The organism is Enterobacter nematophilus (assembly GCF_026344075.1).
In the GTDB taxonomy this organism is placed as follows: Bacteria; Pseudomonadota; Gammaproteobacteria; order Enterobacterales; family Enterobacteriaceae; genus Enterobacter; species Enterobacter nematophilus.
In genome coordinates this window covers 268,450-292,933 of sequence record NZ_JAPKNE010000004.1, presented here as the reverse complement: position 1 = coordinate 292,933, position 24,484 = coordinate 268,450, and the positions used below count along the sequence as shown (strand labels likewise).

Sequence of the window (24,484 nt, the reverse complement as noted above, 5' to 3'; positions counted from 1 at the left end):
TCAGATCCCCCATTTTGGAATCGGATGGTCGCCCATGGAGATGCAGACGTTCTTCATCTCCGCGAATACCTCAAAGCTGTACTCGCCGCCCTCGCGCCCGGTGCCGGAGGCCTTCACGCCGCCAAACGGCTGGCGCAGGTCGCGCACGTTCTGGGTGTTGACGAACACCATGCCCGCTTCGATGCCGCGCGCCAGGCGCAGCACTTTGCTGACGTCCTGGGTCCAGATGTACGACGCCAGGCCGTACTCCACGTCGTTCGCCAGGCGCAGGCCTTCCGCCTCGTCCTTAAACGGCAGCAGGCAGGCCACCGGCCCGAAGATCTCCTCCTGCGCCACGCGCATGCGGTTGTCGACGTCCGCCAGTACGGTCGGGCGCAGGAAGTTGCCGCCCTTCAGGTGTGCAGGCAGATCGGTCGGTTTGTCCGGCCCGCCCGCCAGCAGGGTTGCGCCTTCCTCAATGCCGAGGCGGATATAGCCGGAGACTTTCTCCCAGTGCTGCTTGCTGATGAGCGCGCCAATCTGGGTGTTCGGATCGGTCGGGTCGCCCACGCGCAGGCGGCTGGCGCGTTCGGCAAAGCGCTTGATGAATTCCGGGTAGATGCTCTGCTGGATGAAGATGCGCGAGCCCGCGGTGCAGCGCTCGCCGTTGATGGAGAAGATGGTGAACAGGGCGGCGTCCAGCGCGCGCTCGATGTCGGCATCTTCAAAAATCAGCACCGGGGATTTGCCGCCCAGCTCCATGGAGTATTTCTTCAGCCCGGCGTTTTTCATGATGTTGCGCCCGGTGGCGGTGCCGCCGGTGAAGGAGACGGCGCGCACGTCGTGGTGGCGCACCAGCGCGTCGCCTGCCGTCGCCCCGTAGCCCTGCACCACGTTCAGTACGCCCGCCGGAATGCCCGCCTCCAGCGCCAGCTCGCCCAGACGGTCGGCGGTCAGCGGGGAGAGTTCAGACATCTTCAGCACCGCGGTGTTGCCCAGCGCCAGGCAGGGCGCGACCTTCCAGGTGGCGGTCATAAACGGCACGTTCCACGGCGAGACCAGCGCGCAGACGCCCACCGGCTGCACCAGCGTGTAGTTGAGCATCTTGTCGTCAACCGGGTAGGTTTTGCCGTTCATCTGCTGGCACACCTCGGCGAAGAACTCGAAGTTGTGCGAGGCGCGCGGGATGAGCACGTTTTTGGTCTGGTGGATCGGCAGGCCGGTATCGGCGGTCTCCATGGCGGCGATCTCGGGCACGTTCTGGTCGATCAGATCCCCCAGGCGACGCATCAGGCGCGCGCGCTCCTTCATCGGCAGGTTGGCCCATTTCGGGAACGCTTCTTTAGCGGCGGCAACGGCCTGATGAACCTCGGCTTCACCGCCGGAGGCGACTTCCGCTAATACCTCGCCGGAGGCCGGGTTAGTGGTGTGGAAGTACTCGCTTCCGGCGACGTTTTTACCGTTGATCCAGTGGTTAATCTTTTTCATTTTGCAGTCTCCTCGCTGACAATCCGGTTCACCAGGCGGCCCACGCCTTCCACTTCCACCACCACTTCATCACCCGGCACCACGTCAGACAGCCCCTTCGGCGTGCCGGTGGCGATCATGTCGCCCGGCTGCAGGGTCATAAAATCGCTCAGGTACGCAATCAGGAACGGGATGCTGAAGATCAGATCCGCCGTGGTCCCCTCTTGGCGCAGCTCGCCGTTGACGAAGGTGCGAAGACGAAGGTTGTGCGGGTCGGGGATGGCTTCTTTTGGCACGATGTTGGGGCTGATGGGCGTAAGCCCGTCGCGGCTTTTTACCCGCAGGTTCGGGCGGTAGTAGTTTTCGAGATAGTCGCGGATGGCGTAGTCATTGCAGACCGTGTAGCCCGCCACATACTCCATCGCCTCGGCTTCGCTCACCTTATGCGCGGTTTTACCGATGATCACCACCAGCTCCGCCTCGTAGTGCATGTATTCGATATTGTTCGGGCGCACCGAGGTCTGGCTGTCGCCGTTGAAGGTGTTCGGCGCTTTGATAAACACCAGCGGCTCGGTGGGCGGCTTGAAGTCCAGCTCGCTGGCGTGGTCCGCATAGTTCAGGCCGAGGGCGAACAGCGTGGCGTGCGCAGGCGTGCGGTGGGAAAGGGCTACGTCGCGCTCGTTCACCACCGGGTTTTCCAGCGGCGGGAAACCTTCCGCCAGGATCCGCACGCTATCGCCCGGGCGGATCTCAACCCGGCTTTGCGGGGTGCCGAGCAGGATCGCATCGCCGGGATTGAGGGTGGCGAATTCGCTCAGGGCGCTCAGCAGTTCGGCGGCGCTGCGCTGCAGGTCAGCGGTGTTCCAGTGGTCCGCTTCGCGGCCGTTGATCTCGGTAATGATGGTCAGGTTGTCGACGTTATCAACGGCGGCGAGTTCGCCAAGCGGGCAAAAGCCGTCCCGGCATTTGGCCTTGATGGCCGGGCGGTAGAAGCTCTCTTCCGGCAGGCTCACTTCGTTGGCCAGCGCGTATCCCGCGATGTATTCCGCTGCCTCCTCCACGCGCACCCTGCTGGCGGTTTTCCCCACGACCAGCGCCACCGTCGCGCCGCTTAACACCGTTTCCCCTTGAGGGAAGGGAATCGGTTCGCCCGCGCGGATCACCGTGTTGTGCGGCTTGATAAACCACACCGGCGTTTTTGGCGGCGTGTTGTAAGGGGCTTTTTCAAACGCCTCAGCCCAGGCTTCTCGCTGGCTTTGGTGGTTCAGCGCGACGGCAAAAACGGTACCTTTCATTCACCTACTCCTCATCCCGACGGTCCGGGTTATGATTTCATTAATATGTTAATGATCTGTTTTTATGCTTTTGCTGTTTATTTCGCAATCAGAAGTGAGGAATTTGTGATATGAATAACAATAAATTTACATATTGTTTTTTATTGGCATATAAATCAGTTGGTTAATAAAATTGATGGCTTTCTGTTATACTTTCTGGCAGAAAACATGTTGTTTATAAAAACATCTTTTATGAATTGTTTACTTGTTAATGATGTTAAGGGGAGAGGCTATGCATGATTCATTAACCATCGCGCTATTGCAGGCGCGGGAAGCGGCGATGTCCTACTTCCGTCCGATTGTGAAGCGGCATAACCTCACCGAGCAGCAGTGGCGCATCGTGCGCGTGCTGGCTGAACATCCGTCGATGGATTTTCACGATCTGGCGTTTCGCACCTGCATTTTGCGCCCGAGCCTGACCGGCATTCTGACGCGCATGGAGCGCGACGGCCTGGTGCTGCGCTTAAAGCCGGTGAACGACCAGCGCAAGTTGTACGTGTCGCTGACCAAAGAGGGGAATGCGCTGTACGAGCACGCCCAGGCGCAGGTGGAAGAGGCGTATCAGCAGATTGAGGCGGAATACACGCCGGAGAAGATGAAGCAGTTGACGGCGCTGCTGGAAGAGTTTATTGAACTCGGAAACCGGCATAACGCAGCGCGGGAAGAAGAGTAAAAACCACAAATTCCAGGATGATTTTCGTAAAGTTTTCCCTTTCCAGGCCGAAAATTCTGTATCTGTCTGAGGAAAGAGAAAACATGTTAAACCGTATCAAGATTGTCACCAGCTTAATGCTGGTTTTAGCTATATTTGGCCTGTTACAACTCACATCCGGTGGTCTTTTCTTTAATGCTCTGAAGAATGACAAAGAGAATTTCACCGTCCTGCAAACCATTCGTCAGCAACAATCCACCCTTAACGGGAGCTGGGTTGCGCTGCTGCAAACCCGTAATACCCTGAACCGCGCGGGCATCCGCTACATGATGGATCAGAACAATATCGGCAGCGGCGCGACCGTTAACGATCTGATGCAGATTGCGTCTGCCTCGCTGAAACAGGCGGAAAAAAACTGGGCTGACTATGAAGCCCTGCCGCGCGACCCGCGTCAGAGCGACGCCGCTGCGCTGGAAATCAAACGTAACTACGATATCTACCACGGTGCGCTGGCTGAGCTGATTCAGCTGCTGGGGGCGGGCAAAATCAACGCCTTCTTCGACCAGCCGACCCAGAGCTACCAGGATGGATTCGAGAAGCAGTACGTGAGCTACCTGCAGCAGAACGACAGGCTGTACCAGATGGCGGTTGAAGACAGCAACAGCTCCTTCAGCCAGGCGATCTGGGTGCTGATCAGCGTGCTGGTTGCCGTGCTGGTGGTGATCGTGGCCGTCTGGCTGGGTATCAAGCAGGCGCTGATCTCTCCGCTGACGCGCCTCATCGACAATATTCGCCACATCGCCAGCGGCGACCTGGTGAAGCGCATTGACGTGGAAGGTTCTAACGAGATGGGCGAACTGGCCGACTCGCTGCGTCATATGCAGGGCGAGCTGGTGCGTACCGTGGGCGACGTGCGTAACGGCGCGAACGCTATCTACAGCGGCGCGAGCGAAATCGCGATGGGCAATAACGACCTCTCTTCCCGTACTGAACAGCAGGCCGCTTCCCTGGAAGAGACCGCCGCCAGCATGGAGCAGCTGACGGCAACCGTTAAGCAGAACGCCGAAAACGCCCGTCAGGCGAGCCACCTGGCGCTGAGCGCGTCTGAAACCGCGCAGAAGGGCGGCAAGGTGGTGGACAACGTGGTGCAGACCATGCGTGACATCGCGGGCAGTTCGCAGAAAATTGCCGATATTATCAGCGTGATCGACGGCATTGCCTTCCAGACCAACATCCTGGCGCTGAACGCGGCGGTAGAAGCGGCGCGTGCGGGCGAGCAGGGCCGCGGTTTTGCGGTGGTAGCAGGGGAAGTGCGTAACCTGGCCCAGCGCAGCGCCCAGGCAGCACGTGAGATCAAGAGCCTGATTGAAGACTCCGTGGGACGCGTGGAGGTGGGCTCTACGCTGGTAGAAAGCGCCGGTGAAACCATGGGCGAGATCGTGAATGCGGTGACCCGCGTGACCGATATCATGGGCGAGATTGCGTCTGCGTCCGACGAGCAGAGCCGCGGTATTGACCAGGTGGGTCTGGCGGTGGCAGAGATGGACCGCGTGACCCAGCAGAACGCCTCGCTGGTGGAAGAGTCAGCCGCAGCGGCGGCGGCGCTGGAAGAGCAGGCGAGCCGCCTGACGCAGGCCGTGGCGGTGTTCCGCATTCAGCAGGAGCAGATGAAGGCGCGCGAGTTCGCTGCCGCGAAAAGCGTTGCCGCGCCGGCGATGTCGCGTAAAGTCGCGACGGCGGACGCGGGCGATAACTGGGAAACGTTCTGATCCAGCGCGTTGTGCCGGGTGGCGGCTACGCCTTACCCGGCCTACGGTTAAGAGGCAGGCGCATGGCACAGCGCGATTCATACGCTAAACCGTGCGCCGTCTCTTCTTCGCGTTTTTCACGTAATTCAGGCGTCAGCGTCGTCATCATTTCAAACCCCATCCGCGCATAGAAGGGCGCATTCCAGGGCACGTTGCGGAACGTCGTCAGCGTCAGCGATGTCAGCCCCAATTTACGGGCATGGTCAGCCGCACGGGCGATGAGCTGCCGACCAATCCCTTTTCCCTGCCAGGCCAGATCGACCGAGAGCTCCACAATAAACAGCGACGAAGGGTGCGCTTCAGTGAGGATAAACCCCACCGGACGGTCGTTCGCCAGCGCCAGCCAGCTTAGCCCCCGTTCGGCATAGTCGAGGTGCTGTTCAGCGGAAATGACCTCGCCATCGGCAAGCCAGGCGAGATCCGGGTCGTCACGAAAACGCTCGCCCGCCGCGCGTTCTATGGCGGGCAGAGCGGCAACGTCGTCGCTGGTGGTAGGGCGGATGTAAATGTTCATGGCGGGAAGTATAGCCTGACCTCCCGGCATTATTCCGAACAGACCAGCACCGGCGAGTAAAAGTTGCTAATCACCAGCGCATCCTGCGGCGTGCGCTCTATCGTCAGGAGCCTTTTTTTCCCCAGCGTCAGGCCGGCCACGTATTTTTCAAATACGCCGGGCGGCATCGCGTCGTGGCTAAAACGCTCCACTTTTTGAATGACGATCTCATACAGTTCCCCCTCCACGTGCCGCCATTTAAACATCTCCTGCCGGGACACTTCCCATTTTTGCGGGGCGTTCTCGACGTTGCCGTTCAGCGTGATGTAACCGGTTTTGTCGGGGTGAAACCGCATGATGATCTCCCCATCAAAGGTGAAATCGTGATTGTCGCGCCTGTCGGAGAAGGTAAGGTTACCGTCGCACGCCACCGACAGCGGCGGCGTGTAGAAGTACCACGCCAGCGCGGCGCCGGCCAGCATCAGGTTAAAGATCAGAATGAGCCAAATTTTTATCTGTCGCATATCACCACTCGTAATAGTAAAGCGTACGACAGGCGCTCGCTTTGCCCTGCGTGAGGGAACACTGGGAAAGCACCAGCCGCCCTTCGTGGCCGTAGAAAAGTGTTCTCTGGATGTGCATATAGAAAATGGAATTTTTCAGACACGGGAGATGACCGTCCTGCTGAAGGGTTTGCGCCAGGGTAATCGCCTTTTCATGAAACACATCCGCCAGCGGCGTAAAGGTGTAGACCGGACAGGTGCCGATATGGGTCAGCAGATGGATTTCCCGCTGCGGGTTTTCCGGCTTGATCGCCGTTATCCAGAGGCACAGCGTCACTATCGCCAGGGTAAGCGCGCCGCAGAACAGCAGTTCCGATCGAACGCGCCATGCCGGTTTCGCCGTTTTGGCGGCCGGGGGCGATTCCTCCAGAGGAGTTACCGTGACGTCGGCGCTGAGCATAAAGCCCGTCTTAGGGACGGTAACGATAAACAGCGCGTCGGGAAGCAGGCTTGCCAGCATTTTGCGCAAAATACTGATGTACTGGTTTAACGAATTGTTCGAACCCTGGAGCCCACGCCGATCCCAGACCTCATGGAGAAAGGTGTCCCGTTCAACCACGTTCCCATGATGCTGGACCAGCAGCTTTAAGAGGGTATTGGCCGTACAGGTGAGGATCTGCGCATCCTCATCCGGCGCATTGATAAGTGAAACAGAACCGTCCTCGTCGTTGTAGACGATGGCGTCAGCAAGCAGGTATTTCATAAGTTGTTGTAAAACAGACAGAGATAATGAAAAAAGAGAAGGTGTTTACATCTTCTAAGCAGAGCTGCTGGCTATTTTAACGCCATTGTTACCGATAACATTGATCCAGACGGGATTTTGAGTGGTTTAATAAGTCAGCGTAATTATCACGTCGTCAATAAATTCCCCGGTTCCACTCAGCGGCTGCGCCGGGACTTCTCCGTAAACGGTGAAGCTCTGAGTGCCGCCTGTGGGGTTGGTGACGTGCAGCGAATCGCCGCTGCGCCAGTCGCCCCAGCGTTGCGTGGCAGCGGCATCCTGCCAGAGCCCGTAGCGCAGGCACTGGCCTTCATCGTTGCAAAGCTGCCGCTGAGTGCCGCTGGCATGGTTGCCGTTGCCCATGGCAAGGGTAAACGCCGTGCCGGCCGGACAGCGCGTGGTGAGCGTTGCCGTGGAACGCGTCGGGCGCAGCGTGGCGGTGCTGTTCAGCGTGCCAAAGTTAAGCGGGGTGACGCGTTCTATGAAGCAACCCTGGCCGATCTCGGCCTGCGCATTGGTGCCACCCTGCACCTGCTCGCCCTCCGCGGATCCGTCCGAGCAGTTTTGCAGCGCCTCCTGACGGGTGGCGCTGTGCCAGGCAATGCGCAGATTCATGTTGTAGTTGTAGTAGTGGTACGCCGGCAGCTGGTTTTGCCCTGCCGGGAGGATGGCGATAAGCGGAAAGCTACCGCTGACGCTGGCATTGCTTTCCGCAGTCAGGGTCTGCTGGATGAGGTCCCCTCTGCTGGCGGGGCCCAGCTCCTGAGAACGCGCGACGCCGTTAAGCAGGCGAAAGAGCAGGGTGTACTGTTTCCCCTCCTGGTCCCCGTTCGAGAGCATCTGAAAGGGCGGCGTATCTATGCTGCTCAGGCAGACGTTGAGATATTCCATCGTGCCGTTATTGTCGGCCTGACAGCTAAATTTTACCTCGGTGTTGGTCGAGGCGGCATTGCCCGCCACGACGCTGCCAAAATTGATAACGGCGGGTGAGGTTATCCAGCATGCTGCCGCCATCGCCTTCATGGACAGCACGAGCAGCAGCAATAACGGTGCTCTTAATGACACAGTTGTTCTCCGATATTCTGAATTGATGACGCGGTGCGCGGGGCCGGAAGCGTGACCCGGCACTCCCCCTCGCCGGTTTTTACCACCAGCTCACCCGGCAGGGGCGGATCTTCAAGCCAGATAAAGCCGTCGCGTCCGACGATGGTCGCGCCGCGTGGCGTTGAAACGATGCTGCCCAGCGGGAGCGGCTTGTGGCGGCTGTCGACCAGCCGGGCCTGAACCGTCACGGCGTGATGGACGTTAAAATCGACCTTTACCGCGCTGCCGTTGCCCGGTCTGGCATTCATGTCGGTGACGGGGGCCATCACGTCGGCCGGAAGATCCAGCGGATTGATGCTGACTTTGCTGCTGTGGTATTGCGGCAGGTCGGTCAGCAGCAGATAACCGTTTTCATCGGTTTCGCCTGCCGGGCGGTTTTCCAGCATCACCGGCACGTGTCCAATGCCTTGAGTGGAGACCAGCGCCAGCCCCTGCTGGCTATAGCGGAGGGCGTGAAGGCTGCCGTCCAGCAGCGTCAGGCTGCCTTCGGCGGAGGCGTACTGGTTGCCCAGCTTAGCGCCTTGCTCCAGCCCGACGTGCCACTCGCCTGCATGGCCCAGATAGCCCACGTCCGCATAGGTATCCCGGCGCTCGCCAACGCTTTGCCCCAGCTGCCATGACCAGCCGCCGAGCCGATCGTCCGGCTGGTGGCGATAATCCATGCGCGACGTCTCGCGGCTGGTCTGAACGGAGAGGGTATCCGCACGACCTAACGGGACCGAGAGCATAAGCTGAACGTTACTCGACGAATCCGTAAACGAACGGGTATAGCTCAGCGTGGTGGAGAGGTGGGCCGGCAGCGAGACGGACCAGGAGGCGTTGAGGTAGCGCTGCCTGCTGCCCTGAATGTTTTGCTGCACCCAGCCTGCGCCTACGGTACCGAAATGGGGAACGGAGCGGCTTAGCCAGACGCTATCGCTGCGTCTGACCGGCAGGGCACCGATCGTGCGGGCGTTATCGGCAAAGTCGGCATCGGTACGGACGGTGCTGGCAGAGATGCCCGTTCCGCCGCCGTTCCATTGCCAGCCAAGGCCCCACTGTTTTCCCAGACCGTAGGGGCTGTCGCTGAAAGCGACATGCTGGCTAACAATCCCTATGTCGGGCGAGATCAGCCAGTCGACGCCTGTCCCGACATTGTGCAGTTTGCTCTGCTGTTCCGTATGCAGCGTCAGCGTCAGCCGGTTATTCACCCCATAGCGCCAGCCCGCGTCGAGCACGGGCGAGGGTGCATAGTCATTGGAGCGCAGGGCGTAGTTTTGCCGCATCCAGCCGATATCCAGCGAGCCGCTGCTGAGCCCTTCCGCCAGCATCCCCGGCGCGCCGTAGAGATCGAGCTGTACGGTACGACGCTGACCGTTGATGTCGGTAATGACTACCTGCGCCTGTCCGCTTCCGGTGAAGGAGGGCAGGGTATCCAGCAGAAAATCCCCCGGCGTCACGCGCTGGCTGCTCTGCTTCAGCCCGTCGATGTAAAGATCGACCGTTGAAGGCAGGACGGCAGTGTCGCTGTAGCGGCTGCGCGGTTCGGTGTTGAGCTGCGGGTTAAGCTCAAAATTCCGCGCCCAGTGCAGGCCGCCAAAACGTACCTGCCGGCTCCAGCGGGTGCCCGTGGTGATGCTGTCGCCCAGCGCCAGGCTGGTCAGCGAGTCTACGTTGTCCCACTGCCAGCGGGTTTCAAGACGCGTGTGGCTGGGGCGACCCGCGCTGTTTTCCTCTCCGACATGGCTTGAAAAGCTGCTGCTGAAGGTGCCGGGAAGCGCCCCGGATGCGGTCAGCGAGGTCTGCGCGTTAAGCTGGCGGTTTCCCTGGGAATTGCTGGCATAGAGGGCATACCCGAGCGTAAACGCGCTGATGGGCTGCGCCTCGGGATAGCGGTACTGCGCGGTCGGCCTCTCAATAGTCAGGTGCTGCTGGCCGTCGAGCGCCTTTGCGTCGGCGGTCAGGGAGACCTGCTGGGCATGTAAATCAAGACTAACCTTCAGGCCCGGCAGGGACGTCAGCTCAACCCACTCGCTGTGGTCATCCGGGGCGTGAAGCCCCAGCTTTTTGAGATCGCCCCGGTCAATCCACAGCGCCTCACCCACTACCCGGCAGGCCCACAGCTCTCCTCGGGGAGCGTGATTCACCGTGATGGCCAGCCATTGTACGGTGTCTGCGGCGGGTTCAGCCCGGGCTGACAGCATGAGCGGTAGCCAAAGCAGGAGCGCGAGTAGCGAGCGGGCGCAGGGGGATCTGGCTGGCATGGTGGTCATCATTGAGAAAGGCGCGCAGCGCGCTGAGCGTGTGGTGTGAGGCCTGCTTAAGTGTCACAAGCGCGGTCTGTCCCGGCAGCACGTAGCCCGCCAGCCCTTTCACCGATCCCACAACCTGCCCGCTGGCCGTCAGGGCCTGCAGGTGGCTCAGGCGAATATGGCTGTTTCCGGCGTTAAAGCAGCGGATCGTTCCCGGGGTTTCCGCCTGTTCGCAGTTCAGGGCATCGCGGCTGACGGGCGTATTCTGGTTTCCGGCAATAAAGACGGGAATCGAGTAGCGCAGCAGAAAGTGCACCCCGTTGGGATTGGCCGCACGGGCCGCTGCATCCGGCAGCTCATCAATGACCAGCCGGTAACTTTGCTCCTGTTCACGGATGCCGGGCTCCATAACGATGATGCGCACCAGCTGCTGCTGGCCCGGCGCCAGGGAGGTCATCGCCGGGCTGCTGACCACCTCGTCGGTGGTCGTTAACACATCTTTGCCGTTTTGCTGGGTCCATTCGTAAACCCGAATCTGGGCATGGATGGCCGCTTTACCGCTGTTAGTGAGGTAGACCGCGGATGCTCTTTGGCCGCTCTGGAGATCGAGCGTCACGGGGGCCACCTGAAGCGTGGCGGCCAGCGCGTAGCGCGACAGCAGCGTTAGCATCAGGAGCCACAGAATGAAGCAGGGAAGACAGCGTCGCATGATCAATACACCAGATTTAAGGTGACATCATCGCTGTAGGCGCCCGCCTGCGCGGTCGTCAGCGCCCCTGCGTCAATCACGCCATACAGCGTCTCTTCCTGCTCCATACCGTTGCCGGTATCGGTCAGCCCATCGGTGCTGGTGATCTGCGTCTGTTTGCCCTCATCGGCGAAAAGTTTCCACGCAATCTTCTGTGCGCCCGTTTCACCGTTTTCAGGCTTCAGCCAGAAGGTGCCGTTTTCGCTGCTATCGTTGCTGGTGGCGGAGAGGGTGAACGGCGTACCGTTGGTACAGACAATATCGACCTGCGTTTTGGCCTGAATTTCGCTTGATTCATCCGAGCCGTGGCGTGAGAAATTAAGGTCGTTGGCTTTGAGGGTGCAGGATTTTACCACCTCAAGTGAAACGTGCATCGTCGCGCTTGCGGTGCTGTCTGCGGCGATCGCAGCGGCAGGAAGCAGGAGAGCGGAGCAACATACGATAGTTGAGATAATTTTCATAAGCTTATTTCCTGACGTGAATAACAGTGCAATTACAAAGAAGTGGCCAGAGCGTCCAGCAGGCAGAGTTTTCGATGGAATTCCGCAAGGCTATGGCAGCAAAATTTGTTCATCGCGTTACGCTTGTGGGTGTAGATCGTTTTCGGTGACTTATTGAGGATTTGTGCGATACGCACCGGGCTGAAACCTTTGTGAAACAGCATGCAAACCCGCATTTCCTGGTACGTGAGCGTGGCGGTATTGTCGAAAGAGAAGGTCATGTCGCTAAAGCAGTGGCTCAGCTGGGAGAGGGAAACATTGCCCGGGACCACTCTGACCCGCTCACTGCCCGGCAAGGCGTTAACGTCGTTGACCCAGGCGGTGTCCGTAAATAGCAGCCAGCTCTGCCCGACGTGCGCGTTGAGCAGCTCCTGCAGGCGCAGCAGCCCTTCTGGCGTGACGTTGTTGATCCAGTACGCTTCAGGACGTGGGGACACGGCCGTCGCTATTATCGAATGGAGGCCGAGCCACAAAAACGCGTTGCTGCTCAGGACGATGACCTGATAGCCCGCATTCCGGATGAAAGGCGTCATTTCATACCCCACAGATAACCCTGGCCGTAGTCGGCCACGCTGGCGCGGGCCAGCGCGAAATCGCCCGCGGTTTCGATGCCCTCTATGAGTACCTTACTGGCGACACGCTTGTACTGACGGGTGAGGTGCAGGAACTTCGCCTGCTCGGTACGTCCGCTCCAGAAGGTATGTTTGTCTATCTTGACGCCGCAGAAGCGGATCTGGCTGGCAAGCAGCTCGGGGAGAATATCTTCGCAGACGTCGTCGGCCCACACTTCTATGCCCCACTGATGGAGCATCGCGATGCTTGTTCGCAGGGATCGGCTTTGCATATCGTCGAGTTGTACCATCGTATGGAGATCGGTAACTTCGATAGCCAGCCTCTCCGGGCAGGAGGTTTCTTCTTTCAGCCTGTCGAGGAAGTCCGGTTCCTGCAGTAAATCCGATGTCGCGTTGAGGTAATACTTGTCGCCTTCTTCGCAAGACAGGGTATGACGAAGCTGCGCAAAGAAGTGTTCTTTACGCTGCGTAGAGGGCATTGAGCTAAAGTAGTCTTCAAGATTGACGTGGGGCTTTGCCGTGGACAATACCTCCCAGGCAATCACATTTTCACTGCGCAATGCCCGGATGGACTCGAACTTATAGCCGGTTAGCATGATAAAAGTGTGTAACGCTCCGTGGTGATTTCAGGAGCTGTGAATTTTATATGGTGGGCTTTTGGCGGAATATTTATAAATAAAAATGCATGATATAAAGCGTTTTTATCTAATTTATAATCTTTATATAGCATTTTTTATTTTCATAACCGCCCGGCAGAACGCCGGGCGGGAAATGCGTCAGCCTTGTTTGCCGACGATTTTAATTTCAACCATACCTATCCCGAGCTGGCGCGGTGAATGGCCGAGAATATTTCCTTCATTGGTGGACTGCGGGTCAGGCGGCACAATCACCAGGGTATTGCTGCGCGATGGATTGGTGAAATGCAGCGTGTGAGTGCTTACGTCATTTCCAAGCGTCAGCGTCTGCTCCTCATCGCCCACGCGTACCGGCACGGGCTTATTCGCGTTGGGTCCGTATGCTCTTGCTGTGATTACCAGATCAAATTGCTCTGGCAGCGGATGGGTGTACTCAATTTTCACCTCGTTGCCCAGCTGCGCGTTTGACCAGCGTCCCCAGGACTCCGGACGGGAGATGCCGCTAAACTGCTTCACTTCTTCAGGCGCGCCGGCCACGTTAAAGATGAAGCTGTCCGCTTTATAGCGAATGTCGTTGTCGACGACTTTCAGCATGTCGATGTTGTGCTGATAGCGAGCCGTATCAATCACCGTATCTTTAAAGGCGGTTTTGCCTTTCCACTGGGCTTTGTCGACATGCTGCACGGTTTGCTCCCCGCCAAGCTGTCCCTGAGAGACGCACCAGTCTGTAGAGAGCGCCAGCGGCTGCGACCAGAGTTGACCCATTTTGTAACACCGGTCAATCCAGACGAAGTTATCGCGAGGGGCGAAATCGGCCAGCTGGAAGCGCAGCGGCGCGGAATATTCGCTCTCCGGCAGCGGTTCGACGCGGCTATCCGACACCCGCACCAGCAGCGGCAGGCGGAAGTTGCTGCCGGAGAAGGCAACGGTGTTTTTATCCCGATCGACGGTGAAGTCTTTCATCTCTTTCGGGAAGTTCCACAGGCGGATGATGTCGGGCTTCCAGGCGAGGATTTTCTCCTTCATGTTGAGGAACACTTCCGACAGGGATTGCCCGGACAGCGTGCTGCGCCCCAGGCCAATAAAGTTGTCGCCGCCCAGAATATCCAGCACGGTTGCACCGTTATCCATGGAGTTGCGTTTGGTGGCGATTAACTCCTGCTGCGGCTGGTCGCCGCGCAGAACGAAGAACAGATTGCTGCGGTCCTGCTTGTTGAGCCGATCCCACGCGCTGTTTTTCATCGCCAGGTGATCGGACGAGACCACGATGACGGTGTTTTTAAACCAGGGCGAGGCTTTGATTTTTTCGACCAGCGCGGCGATATGCTCCTGGCTACAGGTTACGGCGCTGAAAGACTTGTTGTTTTTGCCGTCCACGTCATAGCTTTTGCGCTTACAGGTGCGCGAGACGAACCCGTCCGGATGGTGCGTATCTACCGTCAGCGCAAAGAGAGAAAAACGCTTCCCGGCGCGGGAAAGCTCCTCGAATTTCTTCCAGGTTTCGTCCAGCACAGTATCGTCATAGAAGCCCCAGTCGTTGCGGTAGGTCGGATCGGCAACCGTGGTTTTTAACTCTTCCGAGCCGTACAGGTGGTCAAAACCGTGGGATTTCAGGAACACGTCTTTTCCGGCAAAGCGCAGGTTTGCTCCCTGCATAAAGTAGTTTTCATAGCCGGAGTTTTTCAGGATATCGCCCAGGCAAATATTCTGCGGGAAGAACGTCGACATCGAGGCGGAGGCGTTGCCCTCAAAAGGCGCAAACAGCGGGATACCGCACTGGGAGGCCACCATTCCGGCGATAGTGTAATCCGTGCCGGGCAGCTGCATGGTGTGGCTGAAATCGAGACCTTCGTTTTTCAGCGCGCCCAGTTCCGGCGTGAGGTCCGGAAACGCATCGTTATCAAAGTAGGTGCGCTCCAGGCTTTCACCGTAAATGTAGACAAGATTGAGCTTCGGGTTGGCGATCGTTTTCGACGGCTCTTTGTAGTAGGCCACGAAGTCCGGATCGCCGTCGCGCGACTGGGATTTTACAAGCTCGGTGATCTGATGAAACGCGGGGCTGGCGTCGACGGAGGCCAGCGCCAGGAAAAGCGCCAGCAGGCTGTAGCCATGATGGTGAGGAAGATGTCGGCGGCGGCGCAGCACCCAGGCGAGCGCGCCGAAAATCGTCACCAGCGCCACGATCAGTCCCAGCCCCGGCAGGATGTATTTACCCACCCCCGCGCCCGTCAGGCTGTTCGTCAGGGTGTAGAGCACAGCATCGTTAATGCCGTCGCCGGTGAAGTAATCGCTGGCGTATAAGGTAATGTTTAAAATGATAAAAATGCCGAGTACCACCAGCGTGGCGATAAACCACCAGGTGTTGCGGCCGGCTTTCCAGGCATAAACGCCGATGGAAGCCAGAAAAAGGATAAGAGAGATGAATTCTGACAACAGCATATCCTCATGACGCCAGGTGCTTCGCTGGCTAACTGTTTATTTTTGGTAAGACAATGTAATGGCGATGTCGTTTAGCTGCAATTTTAGTGTCACGAAAGTGTGCTGTTGTTAGGATTTGGTTTATAAAATCGTTTTTATGAGGGTGGTCGCATCCTGACAAACGGACGCTGAGACGGTGGCAGGTAGGAAAAACGCTCGTTTAACGCCGCGATGCAAGCCTATCGCATTAAACGCGGCGTGTTGTGGCAGAAAATGGGGCGGATCAGGAGATGAAATTAACGCCTTGTTTCAGCACCAGATCGCAGGCTTTGGTTTTCACCTGTTTTGCCAGAGAAGAGTTGCCGAGGGTGCTCAGGTTAAGCTGTTGGCCGTTTTGCGCGTTAAGCAGGCCCTGAATGCCGTCCATATAGCTGGTATCCGCTTTTTGCTCCTGCGTATCGAGTCCCAGTTTACCCAGCACCTGATTTTTCACGTTTTGCGCGTCGGTCACCGAGGCCAGCTTTTGCTTCGCGCAATATTCCAGAATCCCCGCCGCGTTGTTCATCGTGCCCGCGCTCAGGCTCTGGGAGCTGTTGCTCAGCAGGCTGGTGAGAGAAGAGGCCGAGAGCCCGCCCTGGGCGCTGCCGCTCTCTTTGGTCAGCTCATTTGCTGCGCTTGACAGGGACTCCTGCCACGAAGCCGCTTGCGCTGCGCCGGTAACCAGCAGCGCGCCTAAAAAGGTGCTGATAAGAATCTGTTTTTTCATAATGGCTTTCTCAAAAAGGTCCGTTTCGGGCCGGAAGGGGTTCCAGTATATACCTGCGCCCTGCTGGCGATTCCTGGAACTGTCTTAATACTCTTTGCCGGTAACGCGGCTGCGGTAACTGTCCCAGTCGAAGATGACATACAGACTGTTGCCCAGCTTCATGCGGTCCATGACGCGTTCGCCCAGTAGGCGGGTCATCTCGTCAATGTTGTGGTTCGTCAGCATGCCGGTGGGACGTTTGGACGAAGAGCGGCGATCGACAATCTGGTTAATGATGACCTTTTCATAACGGGATTCCGTCTGAACGCCAATCTCGTCGATGACCAGGAGATCTACATTGCTCAGATCGTTAAGCAGCTGCTCTTCGCTGGTTTCACGGTTGCTGAAGGTGTCTTTCATGGCGGACATGATGTCGGCCACGGTGATGATGAGAACTGATTTACCGCGCAGAAGCAGCTCGTTGCAGATGGCGGCTGCGAGGTGGTTTTTTCCGGTGCCGGGCTTGCCGCTAAAAATGAAGCTCGCGATATTGCCGTCGAATTCATCCACGTACTGACGCGCGGCGGCAAGCGCGTTCATCTGCCCGCTGGTCTCAATTTTATAGTTATCAAACGAGCAGTTCTGGTGCAGGGGACGAATACCGGAGCGGTTAAAGGTGCGCTGCATTTTCATCGCCCGGTTTTCGCGGGCGAGCGCGGCGGCACGAATTTCACCTTGCTCCTTTTGCCACGCCAGCAGCTCTGCACCCGTAGTGAAAGCGGGCTTCACGTTGGCTGGCATCATTTTTTGCAGACGTTTCATCAGGTCGCCGACGTTCTTCATTTCGCACCTCGGAATCCGCTGGGGATCTGTTTATCCGGTTCTGAAAACGCGTTGATGTCGCGCTTTGGCTGCCCATTGTTGCTGGCGCGGGTAATTTGAAGATGACGCGCGAGCTTTTGCTGCCACTGAACGTGGGTGAACACTTTGCCTTCCGCCTGCCACCAGGCGATAAACGCGGCGAGCTCTTCCGCGGTGGCTGGCTGGGTTAACGCAATGCCCCACAATGCAGCCTGCCGCTGGAAATCCACATCAGGCTGCCAGCCCGCGTAAAGGGCAAATTTGCCCATCGGAACGGTCAGTGGGGTATTAACCGGTTCTTCAAAGAACTGGTTATCCAGCGTGACGTCGCTTGCCGGGCGTGACAACTGCGCTTCGATCTCCAGAAGCTGCGCCAGACGTTCCGGCGTGATTGCGTAAAACGCCGGCGCGTTGTCGGCAAAAACCGCAACCGTGCCGCCTTCGGCGTGGGTCAACACACCGCGTGGGTCGCGCATAAAGGCATCAATGCCAGCAATGCTGGTGGTCAGAATTCTGGAGGACATAACGCTTACTCAACTGATTACTACGGGCGTGATATGGGCTTATGGTAGCACAGAGAGGGGGAGGGGATGGAGGGGATTTCCCCGGTGGCGCTGCGCTTACCGGGACTACAGTCGTAGACCTGAAAAGCGCAGCGCCATCAGGCAGTTATCACGCGATGATATTCAGGGTCACGTCGATGTTGCCGCGGGTCGCGTTAGAGTAAGGGCAAACGATATGCGCCGCGTCGACCAGCTTTTTGGCTTCCGCAGGATCCATACCTTCAACGTGGATATTCAGTTTTGCTTCGATACCAAAACCGGTTGGCAGCGGGCCGATACCCACTTCGCCTTCAATAAATGCCTCTTTTGGCAGGGTAAATTTGTCGCGCGCCGCCACAAATTTCATCGCGCCCAGGAAGCAGGCAGAGTAACCCGCAGCAAACAGCTGCTCAGGGTTCGTGACTTCTCCACCCATGCCGCCCATCTCTTTCGGCACGCCCAGTTTAACGTCCAGTACGCCATCGGAAGAGGTTGCGCGGCCGTCACGGCCTCCGGTGGCTTTTGCTTTGGCGGTATAAACAACTTTTTCTAAAGACATGGCAGGTTCCTCATCTTACTTTTGTATGTGCTATTAAATAGCGTGCGATATATATGGCTAAATAAAGACGCGTAAAGTATAGCCTTACGCGCGTTGAATCTGTTGTCGCAAAAGTTCCAGCTGCTGCTTGAGCGCCAGCATGGTGTCGGTGTCACACTGTGCGGCGCACCCCACCGCATGTGGGATACCCAACGCCTGCTGCTGAAGTTCACGTCCGGCTTCAGTCAGCGTGACGGCGACCTGACGTTCATCTTTACGCGAGCGGTGGCGGTTGATTAGCCCTGCGCTTTCCAGACGCTTCAGCAGCGGCGTCAGCGTTGCGGAGTCAAGGAAAAGCCGTTCACCGATGTCCGACACCGTCACGTCATCCTGCTCCCACAGCACCAGCATCACCAGATATTGCGGGTAAGTCAGGTTTAGCGGCGCCAGCAGTTGCCGGTACAGCTTATTAAGCGCCAGATTTGCCGAATAGAGGGCAAAACAGAGCTGGTTATCCAGCAGGAGCGCAGCGGTCGTGTCGTTCGTTTTTGCGTTCATGAAATGAATATAGATTGTGCGCTATTTAATTGCAAGCAATTTTATGGGCAGGTATAACGCAGCGCCACCTGAACGGCCATTTTACGGTAGTGCTGGCGCTGGGCCTGCTCGTCTGCACCCTCTTCAAACAGCAGGGTGAAGGTGTAGCTGTTGGCAACGTAGTGAAAGCTGAAGCTGCTGATCAGACGGTGAAGGTCGCGGGCGTCAACCGTCTGGCTGAATAGCTGTTTTTCTTTGCCCCGGCGCAGGATCCCTTCCAGCAGGTCGAGCGCGCTGCGGTTGACCTGACGCAGATAGTTTGACTGCTGCATAAAACGGCCGCGCTGCATGTTTTCCATGCAGATAATGCGGATGTAATCCGGGTGGTCGGCGTGATAGTCAAAGGTGGCTTCAACCAGATGGACCAGCGCTTCGACGGGAGGCATATCCGCCAGGCTAAGCGCCTTTTCACTGGCGCGAATTTGGGTGTAAACGTATTCCAGGACGAGCAGGTAGAGGTTTTCTTTGTTTTTAAAATGGTAAACCACCATGCGTTTGGTGGTACCCGCTTTCTCGGCGATCTGCTCCATGCGGGCGCCGTTCAGTCCAAATTCGGCAAACAGCGCGATAGCGCTCTGAAAAATTTTCTCCTTCAGGCTCGATTCTTCACTGTGTTCTGGGTTTTCGCTGCCAGGGTTAGCCACATCCTTTCCTTATTTTTACCAAACGGACCAGAAAGATTATCTCCACGGCAGCGAAATAACACAAATATCAAACGCGCGGGCGTTTGCGGTAGAGCCATAGCCCGGGTATCGACAGGCCGATAGAGAGCGCGCCGACGATTGAGGATGCCTTAAGAAAGTTGCTCAGAAGAAGAATCATCTGCGGCTCGGTGTAGCCAAAATGGCTGATTTTCACCGCGGAAATCATTGCCGTATAGGCAGATATGCCGGGGAACATCGGGATAACGGCGGCGACGGTGAAGACTTTCGGATGCGCCAGATACCAGCGCGACCACTGAATACCGATGCTGCCGACCAGCATAGAGGCCATAAACGTCGACCATTCGATGTTAAAGCCCGCCGTCATCATCACCATTCGCGAGCCGTGGCCAATTGCGCCCAGCAGCGCACACCACGGCAGAGCGCGTTGCGGAACGTTAAATACCATCGCAAAGCCGACGGCAGGAATGGCGGCCAGGAGCATGTCCTGTGCCAGCCCCAGCAGAAAATCTATCACGCCCATCCGCGTAGCCCCCATAGCGTCATCGCCATCACCACGCCGATGCAGGTCGCCAGCGTCAGCAGGCTGGCGATAGCCCAGCGTGCCAGCCCGGTATTGATGTGCCCTTTAAACATGTCTGCGACGGCGTTAATCAGCGGGAAGCCCGGCACCAGCAGAAGCACGCTGGCGGCCATCGCAATCGTCGGGGTCGCGGCAAACTGCGGCAGGCGCAGCAGCAGGCCGGACACCGTGGTGGCAACAAACGCGGTGATGCAGAAGTTAATTTGCGGGTGCAGCTGCCGGTGCGTCAGCAGCTGGCGCACGTACATGGCGATGCTGCTGGCGAAAAAGGTGACGATCGCGCCGTCCCAGCCGCCTTTATTGAGCTTACAAAAACAGGCGCACGACAGCCCCACCATGAGCACGACCAGCCAGCGTGGATAACGTAATGGCTTGATTTGGTTGAAACGTTTTTCAATCTCCTTGAGATCGAGAAGTTTATGCTCAGCCAGGATGACGATGTGCTGGACCTCGGTTACAACGTGCATGTTAATGCCTCGGTCGTGGTTTTTACGGGTGGACGTAAGACACTGCCCGTCTTTAATGGTGGTCAGCACAATGGCGTTGGATGAGATAGCGCTCTCAACGCTGTCCATCCCCAGCGCCAGCCCCAGCCGGGTTGAAAGCTCCTCGACCAGCGCGCTTTCCGCGCCGTGCTGGAGCAGGAAAAGACCGCACTGAATACAGAGCCGCGTGATAGCACGCTGCGTTGACCGATCTGACTGCATGTATTGTCCCGAAGATATGGTGGATGGTTGCCGGTTGGCCCGTAATGCCTACTTTTAGCACAAAGTGCGGTGACCTTTGCTGTGGACCAGATCAAGGTTTGTGCAAACAGTGGCAAACCCCGTCACGAAAGACTTTTGGTTTAATTTATTAATTCCGTGAATTATTAATCTAGAAATATAAAATATTTATATTAAGTTATTCTAACTTTATATTGTCGTTATTTTAATGGCTGCGGAATTAAATTTATTTGCGCTTTGTGAGATATTAGCGCTGTTTTAGGCGTTTCTTAAACTAAGAAAATATCTCATCTTCTGCTTGTATTAATCCGTTTTACACTCAGGGACGAAAATACTTCTACATTGATGCGTTTTAAGGTTACTCATCAAATGAAAAATGGACACGGAGGGTCTATGTTATCACTGCCTGGTAAGCATGGCGTTGTCATTAGCCGGATACCCGTAATGCAAAATGGGCTAGGGGACGTAATGGCACGTCATTTCCCCGATTTTGAATTGACCTACTGCCGCTCACTGCAGGAATTAACCCTGCTTCAGCTGCGCCGCGCAGACGTGATTATCGCTGATGTTTCAGGCGAATACAGAAACCCACGGGGTACGCTCGAAGAGTATTACCGCTTACTGAACCAATACCGGGATATCCACTGGATCTTTTTGGTTTCCCGGCCGTTTTACCCTATTGCCGTTGAGCTGCTTATGCGGCCGGAAAGCACGCTGCTTTCTGATATGGAACCTATCGAAGGTGTCGTTAACGCTATCCGGGCAGGGAGTGAACGCGCAGAGCGGATAAGCCAGACGTTATTAACCCCAGAACCCGAGGAAAGTGAGGATGACGACGAACACTTTATTGCGCTCACGCACTCAGAACGTAAGGTGCTTCGCCTGTTAGGCAAAGGGTGGGGGATTAACCAAATCGCTACGTTGCTTAAAAAGAGCAATAAAACGATCAGTGCGCAGAAAAACAGTGCGATGCGAAGGCTGTCATTGCGGAGTAATGCCGACATGTACGCCTGGATCAACAGTACACAGGGAATGAGAGAGCTGAGTTTAATGTCAGCCTATGGAGAGTTCGAGGAATGGAAAAAACCGATTCAACAAGACATATCGCCATCATCGAAAATTGCTCGATGAGTGCGGTCGGGCTGCAGCATCTTTTTACGCAGTCTGAACTCAGCCAATATCAACTGCACCTGTTTAATGATTTTGATGGCTTTAAGAAAGCTCTGCATCACGTGAATTTTTTCTCGCTGATCTATTCGCTTTCCGATGCGCGAGAAGAACGACGTAACTGCCTGGCGCATCTGCGGGATCTCGCGTTTACGCATAGCCATATTCAGCGCATTATCCTGGTCTCGGATGAGATGGAGGCGCGGTTGATTAGCCATCTTTCGCCTTCACGTCTCCATGGTGTGGTCAGTAAATCCGTGACCCTTGAACACCTGCTGAAGGAGCTAGTGGTATTGTTGAGCGAAACGCTGCGCATTAATGACAATATGCTTAACCACTGGTACTGCAGTCAGAACCGAATGTTAAGCCCAACGGAAAGAGCAATTTTACGTTATATGTCATGCGGATATTCCATCCCTGAAATCGCGGCGCAGCTCGAACGCAATATCAAGACTATTCGCGCGCATAAGTTTAATGCGATGGTGAAGCTGGGGGTGAATTCTGACGTAGGGTTGCTTGATGCAGCGGATATTCTTACCCATCTCCCGGTTAGAGAACCGCGAACTGCCGGGCTAAGCAAACCGACATTTTTGTAACCTGCCTTTTGCGCGCCAGATACGCTCTGGCGCATCATTCAGATGCACACATCAACCCACTTTGCGGATGTCAGCTCTGCCATTCTGTCTGGAGAAATACGTACGGCACTGTGGATTGCGCCAGCGGCGGGGAGCACTTCAGCGTATTGTTTTAACGAGATATCGCAGTAAACAGCAAGTGGGTTTTCAAGCCCAAACGGGCAGACGCCACCAACGGGATGACCAGTAACGGTAACCACTTCATCACTGCTGAGCATGCGTGCTTTCGCGCCAAACGTGTCTTTCAGTTTTTTGTTATCCAGGCGCGCATCACCCTTCGCCACGACCAGAATCACCTCATTTTTAACCTTCAACGATAGGGTTTTGGCGATTTGTCCCGGCTCTACGCGGTGGGCGGCAGCAGCCAGCGCAACGGTAGCCGTACTCTGGCTAAGCTCTATTACCTCTATCTCCGGCGCGTTGTCGGCAAAAAACTGCTGTACGGACTGCAAACTCATTGTTTCCTCCTGACAAATATCCTGCGTAATCTGTCATAAGAATTTATGCTCTGTAAATATCTCTTAAGTAACAAATATCCAGGATGGCTGATTTATGGATCCTCTTCACAATCACGGAAACCGGTTACAGTAACCGGTTGCAGAGCGTGATGCGTAGATTAATACTGAGTATGTAACGTCCCCTGTATCCAATAATAAGAGCCAATTATGAAACCATTTCGTCTGAGCAGTACCGCTGGTACGCAAGCCAGCAAGGTTGTGAAGCTGATTTATGGAACAACGTGCGGCGCGAGTGCGCCCGTAATAAACGTCTGACAGGAGATCAACCATGTCTGCCAACCATGCTGCGTTTAATCTGATATTCCGTTTCGTTGAAAATTACGTGAGCCCGATTGCCGGGCGGATCTCGTCCCAGCGTCATGTCATGGCTATCCGTGATGGGTTTATCTCCGCGATGCCGTTCATGATTGTGGGTTCATTTTTATTAGTGTTTGCTTACCCACCGTTTTCGCCAGATACCACCTGGGGTTTTGCGCGCGCCTGGCTGGATATGGCGAAGCAGTTTGAAGGCCAGATCCTGACGCCGTTTGATATGACCATGGGCATTATGTCCATTTATATCTGCGCGGCCATCGCCTATAACCTCGGCAAACATTATGTCAAAACGCACCAGCTGGATCCGTTCATGTGCGCCATGCTGTCGCTGATGGCGTTTCTGCTGGTTGCGGCCCCTAAAACTAAAGGCACGCTTCCCGTCGACAGCCTGGGTGGAACGGGTATTTTTACCGCCATTCTGGTGGCGATTTACTGCGTTGAGATGATGCGTTTCCTGAAAGCGCACAACATCGGTATTCGCCTGCCAGACCAGGTGCCGCCGATGATCAAAAACTCCTTTGACCTGCTGATCCCGGTGCTGGTGGTGGTGTTAACGCTTTATCCGCTGAGCCTGGTGATTCAGTCTCAGTTTGACATGCTGATCCCACAGGCAATTATGTCCATCTTCAAGCCCCTGGTTTCCGCGGCGGATTCACTGCCCGCGATTCTGCTGGCGGTGTTGATTGGGCATCTGCTGTGGTTCGCCGGGATCCACGGGGCGGCCATTGTCTCCGGCATGCTGCAGATGTTCTGGTTAACTAACCTTGGTGCTAACCAGACCGCGCTGGCCGCCGGTCAGCCTCTGCCACATATTTTTATGGAAGCCTTCTGGACGTTCTTTATCGTGATCGGCGGGTCGGGTGCGACGATGGGGCTGGTGATTTGCTATCTGCGCAGTCGCTCAGCGCATTTACGCTCTATCGGCCGGTTGAGCGTGGTGCCCAGCTTCTTCAACATCAACGAACCCGTTATCTTCGGTACGCCGATTGTGATGAACCCGGTGTTCTTTATTCCGTTCCTGCTGGCCCCGATGGTTAACGCCGTGCTGGCCTGGGCGGCGATGACGTTTGATCTGATTGGCCGTGTTATTTCCGTCGTACCCTGGACGGCACCGGCGCCAATAGGCGCAGCATGGGCCCTGGGCTGGGATTTCCGCGCCGCTATTCTGGTGGTCGTTCTGGCCTGCGTATCGGCAATCATCTACTTCCCGTTCTTTAAAGTGTACGAGAAACAGCTGCTGGAGCAGGAAGCGGAAGAAGCGCAGCGTAACGCGGAAGAGGACAATCAGCAGGTGGCCTAGGTAAAAGCAAAACGGCAACTTTCAGGTTGCCGTTTTTAGTGTTTGTTCCCTCTCCCCGTGGGAGAGGGGCA

26 protein-coding genes are annotated in these 24,484 nt (G+C 56.5%); 5 read left to right on the top strand and 21 right to left on the bottom strand.

The features are described from left to right. A complete protein-coding gene (gene hpaE / locus OSH03_RS13915; RefSeq protein WP_266179338.1) occupies nucleotides 1-1,467 on the bottom strand; it encodes a 5-carboxymethyl-2-hydroxymuconate semialdehyde dehydrogenase in 1,467 nt (488 codons plus the stop codon). Beyond that, nucleotides 1,464-2,741 carry a 4-hydroxyphenylacetate degradation bifunctional isomerase/decarboxylase gene (gene hpaG, locus OSH03_RS13910; protein WP_266179337.1) on the bottom strand — a complete coding sequence of 426 codons (1,278 nt, stop codon included), beginning with the start codon at nucleotides 2,739-2,741 and terminating at the stop codon, nucleotides 1,464-1,466. The genes hpaE and hpaG overlap by 4 nt, the downstream gene beginning before the upstream one ends. Nucleotides 2,742-3,012: 271 nt before the next feature. Here hpaG and hpaR point away from each other — a divergent pair, with 271 nt between their 5' ends. Continuing rightward, nucleotides 3,013-3,453: a homoprotocatechuate degradation operon regulator HpaR gene (gene hpaR, locus OSH03_RS13905; RefSeq protein WP_023334396.1), complete on the top strand. Its 441-nt coding sequence runs from the start codon at nucleotides 3,013-3,015 to the stop codon at nucleotides 3,451-3,453. A gap of 83 nt (nucleotides 3,454-3,536) precedes the next feature. After that, on the top strand, nucleotides 3,537-5,201 hold the full coding sequence (gene tsr, locus OSH03_RS13900; protein ID WP_266179336.1) for a methyl-accepting chemotaxis protein: 1,665 nt from the start codon (nucleotides 3,537-3,539) through the stop codon (nucleotides 5,199-5,201). 25 nt (nucleotides 5,202-5,226) lie between these two features. On the opposite strand, the gene OSH03_RS13895 is transcribed toward tsr, so the two are convergent. The 18 genes from OSH03_RS13895 to OSH03_RS13810 all read right to left on the bottom strand — a co-directional run bounded on the left by OSH03_RS13895 (nucleotide 5,227) and on the right by OSH03_RS13810 (nucleotide 20,460). Further along, complete coding sequence (locus tag OSH03_RS13895) at nucleotides 5,227-5,754, bottom strand: GNAT family N-acetyltransferase (RefSeq protein WP_266179335.1); 528 nt, start codon at nucleotides 5,752-5,754, stop codon at nucleotides 5,227-5,229. A 29-nt stretch (nucleotides 5,755-5,783) separates the two neighbouring features. Continuing rightward, nucleotides 5,784-6,257: a hypothetical protein gene (locus OSH03_RS13890; protein WP_061099332.1), complete on the bottom strand. Its 474-nt coding sequence runs from the start codon at nucleotides 6,255-6,257 to the stop codon at nucleotides 5,784-5,786. A 1-nt stretch (nucleotide 6,258) separates the two neighbouring features. Further along, nucleotides 6,259-6,999 (bottom strand): winged helix-turn-helix domain-containing protein, encoded by a 741-nt coding sequence (locus OSH03_RS13885; protein ID WP_253540588.1) that lies wholly within the window; start codon nucleotides 6,997-6,999, stop codon nucleotides 6,259-6,261. A gap of 126 nt (nucleotides 7,000-7,125) precedes the next feature. Continuing rightward, nucleotides 7,126-8,082, bottom strand: coding sequence for a Csu type fimbrial protein (locus OSH03_RS13880; RefSeq protein WP_266179334.1), 957 nt, complete (start codon nucleotides 8,080-8,082; stop codon nucleotides 7,126-7,128). Further along, complete coding sequence (locus OSH03_RS13875; protein WP_266179333.1) at nucleotides 8,073-10,364, bottom strand: fimbria/pilus outer membrane usher protein; 2,292 nt, start codon at nucleotides 10,362-10,364, stop codon at nucleotides 8,073-8,075. Before OSH03_RS13875 ends, OSH03_RS13880 begins: the two co-directional genes overlap by 10 nt. Then, a complete protein-coding gene (locus OSH03_RS13870; RefSeq protein WP_266179332.1) occupies nucleotides 10,285-11,061 on the bottom strand; it encodes a fimbrial biogenesis chaperone in 777 nt (258 codons plus the stop codon). The genes OSH03_RS13875 and OSH03_RS13870 overlap by 80 nt, the downstream gene beginning before the upstream one ends. A gap of 2 nt (nucleotides 11,062-11,063) precedes the next feature. After that, nucleotides 11,064-11,561, bottom strand: a complete 498-nt coding sequence (locus tag OSH03_RS13865) for a Csu type fimbrial protein (RefSeq protein WP_061099327.1) — start codon at nucleotides 11,559-11,561, stop codon at nucleotides 11,064-11,066. A 32-nt stretch (nucleotides 11,562-11,593) separates the two neighbouring features. Next, nucleotides 11,594-12,133 (bottom strand): helix-turn-helix transcriptional regulator, encoded by a 540-nt coding sequence (locus tag OSH03_RS13860; RefSeq protein WP_266179331.1) that lies wholly within the window; start codon nucleotides 12,131-12,133, stop codon nucleotides 11,594-11,596. After that, nucleotides 12,130-12,768 carry an EAL domain-containing protein gene (locus OSH03_RS13855; RefSeq protein ID WP_266179330.1) on the bottom strand — a complete coding sequence of 213 codons (639 nt, stop codon included), beginning with the start codon at nucleotides 12,766-12,768 and terminating at the stop codon, nucleotides 12,130-12,132. Before OSH03_RS13855 ends, OSH03_RS13860 begins: the two co-directional genes overlap by 4 nt. A 180-nt stretch (nucleotides 12,769-12,948) precedes the next feature. Continuing rightward, the gene (gene opgB, locus OSH03_RS13850; protein WP_266179329.1) at nucleotides 12,949-15,240 is read right to left on the bottom strand and encodes a phosphatidylglycerol--membrane-oligosaccharide glycerophosphotransferase; all 2,292 of its coding nucleotides are present in this window, start codon (nucleotides 15,238-15,240) and stop codon (nucleotides 12,949-12,951) included. A gap of 268 nt (nucleotides 15,241-15,508) precedes the next feature. Further along, nucleotides 15,509-15,991 (bottom strand): YjjA family protein, encoded by a 483-nt coding sequence (locus OSH03_RS13845; protein WP_061099324.1) that lies wholly within the window; start codon nucleotides 15,989-15,991, stop codon nucleotides 15,509-15,511. An 84-nt stretch (nucleotides 15,992-16,075) separates the two neighbouring features. After that, nucleotides 16,076-16,813, bottom strand: a complete 738-nt coding sequence (gene dnaC, locus OSH03_RS13840; protein WP_266179328.1) for a replicative helicase loader DnaC — start codon at nucleotides 16,811-16,813, stop codon at nucleotides 16,076-16,078. After that, nucleotides 16,810-17,355, bottom strand: a complete 546-nt coding sequence (dnaT, locus tag OSH03_RS13835) for a primosomal protein DnaT (protein ID WP_061099322.1) — start codon at nucleotides 17,353-17,355, stop codon at nucleotides 16,810-16,812. Before dnaT ends, dnaC begins: the two co-directional genes overlap by 4 nt. Before the next feature lie 148 nt (nucleotides 17,356-17,503). Next, nucleotides 17,504-17,932 (bottom strand): organic hydroperoxide resistance protein, encoded by a 429-nt coding sequence (locus tag OSH03_RS13830; protein ID WP_013095463.1) that lies wholly within the window; start codon nucleotides 17,930-17,932, stop codon nucleotides 17,504-17,506. Nucleotides 17,933-18,016: 84 nt separating this feature from the next. Continuing rightward, entirely contained in the window at nucleotides 18,017-18,469 is a 453-nt protein-coding gene (locus OSH03_RS13825; protein WP_028015419.1) for a MarR family winged helix-turn-helix transcriptional regulator, read from the bottom strand. A gap of 41 nt (nucleotides 18,470-18,510) precedes the next feature. Continuing rightward, nucleotides 18,511-19,152, bottom strand: a complete 642-nt coding sequence (locus OSH03_RS13820; RefSeq protein ID WP_266179327.1) for a TetR/AcrR family transcriptional regulator — start codon at nucleotides 19,150-19,152, stop codon at nucleotides 18,511-18,513. 67 nt (nucleotides 19,153-19,219) lie between these two features. Beyond that, nucleotides 19,220-19,693 carry a threonine/serine exporter gene (locus OSH03_RS13815; RefSeq protein WP_266179410.1) on the bottom strand — a complete coding sequence of 158 codons (474 nt, stop codon included), beginning with the start codon at nucleotides 19,691-19,693 and terminating at the stop codon, nucleotides 19,220-19,222. Then, the gene (locus OSH03_RS13810; protein WP_061099320.1) at nucleotides 19,684-20,460 is read right to left on the bottom strand and encodes a threonine/serine exporter family protein; all 777 of its coding nucleotides are present in this window, start codon (nucleotides 20,458-20,460) and stop codon (nucleotides 19,684-19,686) included. The genes OSH03_RS13815 and OSH03_RS13810 overlap by 10 nt, the downstream gene beginning before the upstream one ends. Nucleotides 20,461-20,871: 411 nt before the next feature. On the opposite strand from OSH03_RS13810, the gene OSH03_RS13805 reads away from it, so the two are divergent. Both OSH03_RS13805 and bglJ read left to right on the top strand, forming a co-directional pair. Next, nucleotides 20,872-21,609, top strand: coding sequence for a helix-turn-helix transcriptional regulator (locus tag OSH03_RS13805; protein ID WP_061099319.1), 738 nt, complete (start codon nucleotides 20,872-20,874; stop codon nucleotides 21,607-21,609). Next, nucleotides 21,606-22,241, top strand: coding sequence for a DNA-binding transcriptional activator BglJ (bglJ, locus tag OSH03_RS13800; protein WP_061099318.1), 636 nt, complete (start codon nucleotides 21,606-21,608; stop codon nucleotides 22,239-22,241). The genes OSH03_RS13805 and bglJ overlap by 4 nt, the downstream gene beginning before the upstream one ends. Before the next feature lie 38 nt (nucleotides 22,242-22,279). Here the strand turns inward: bglJ and OSH03_RS13795 are convergent, their stop codons facing one another. Further along, the gene (locus OSH03_RS13795) at nucleotides 22,280-22,738 is read right to left on the bottom strand and encodes a YbaK/EbsC family protein (RefSeq protein WP_023331967.1); all 459 of its coding nucleotides are present in this window, start codon (nucleotides 22,736-22,738) and stop codon (nucleotides 22,280-22,282) included. 328 nt (nucleotides 22,739-23,066) lie between these two features. Between OSH03_RS13795 and OSH03_RS13790 the strand changes: the two genes are divergently transcribed. Further along, nucleotides 23,067-24,413, top strand: coding sequence for a PTS sugar transporter subunit IIC (locus tag OSH03_RS13790; protein ID WP_266179326.1), 1,347 nt, complete (start codon nucleotides 23,067-23,069; stop codon nucleotides 24,411-24,413). Nucleotides 24,414-24,484: the final 71 nt, after the last annotated feature.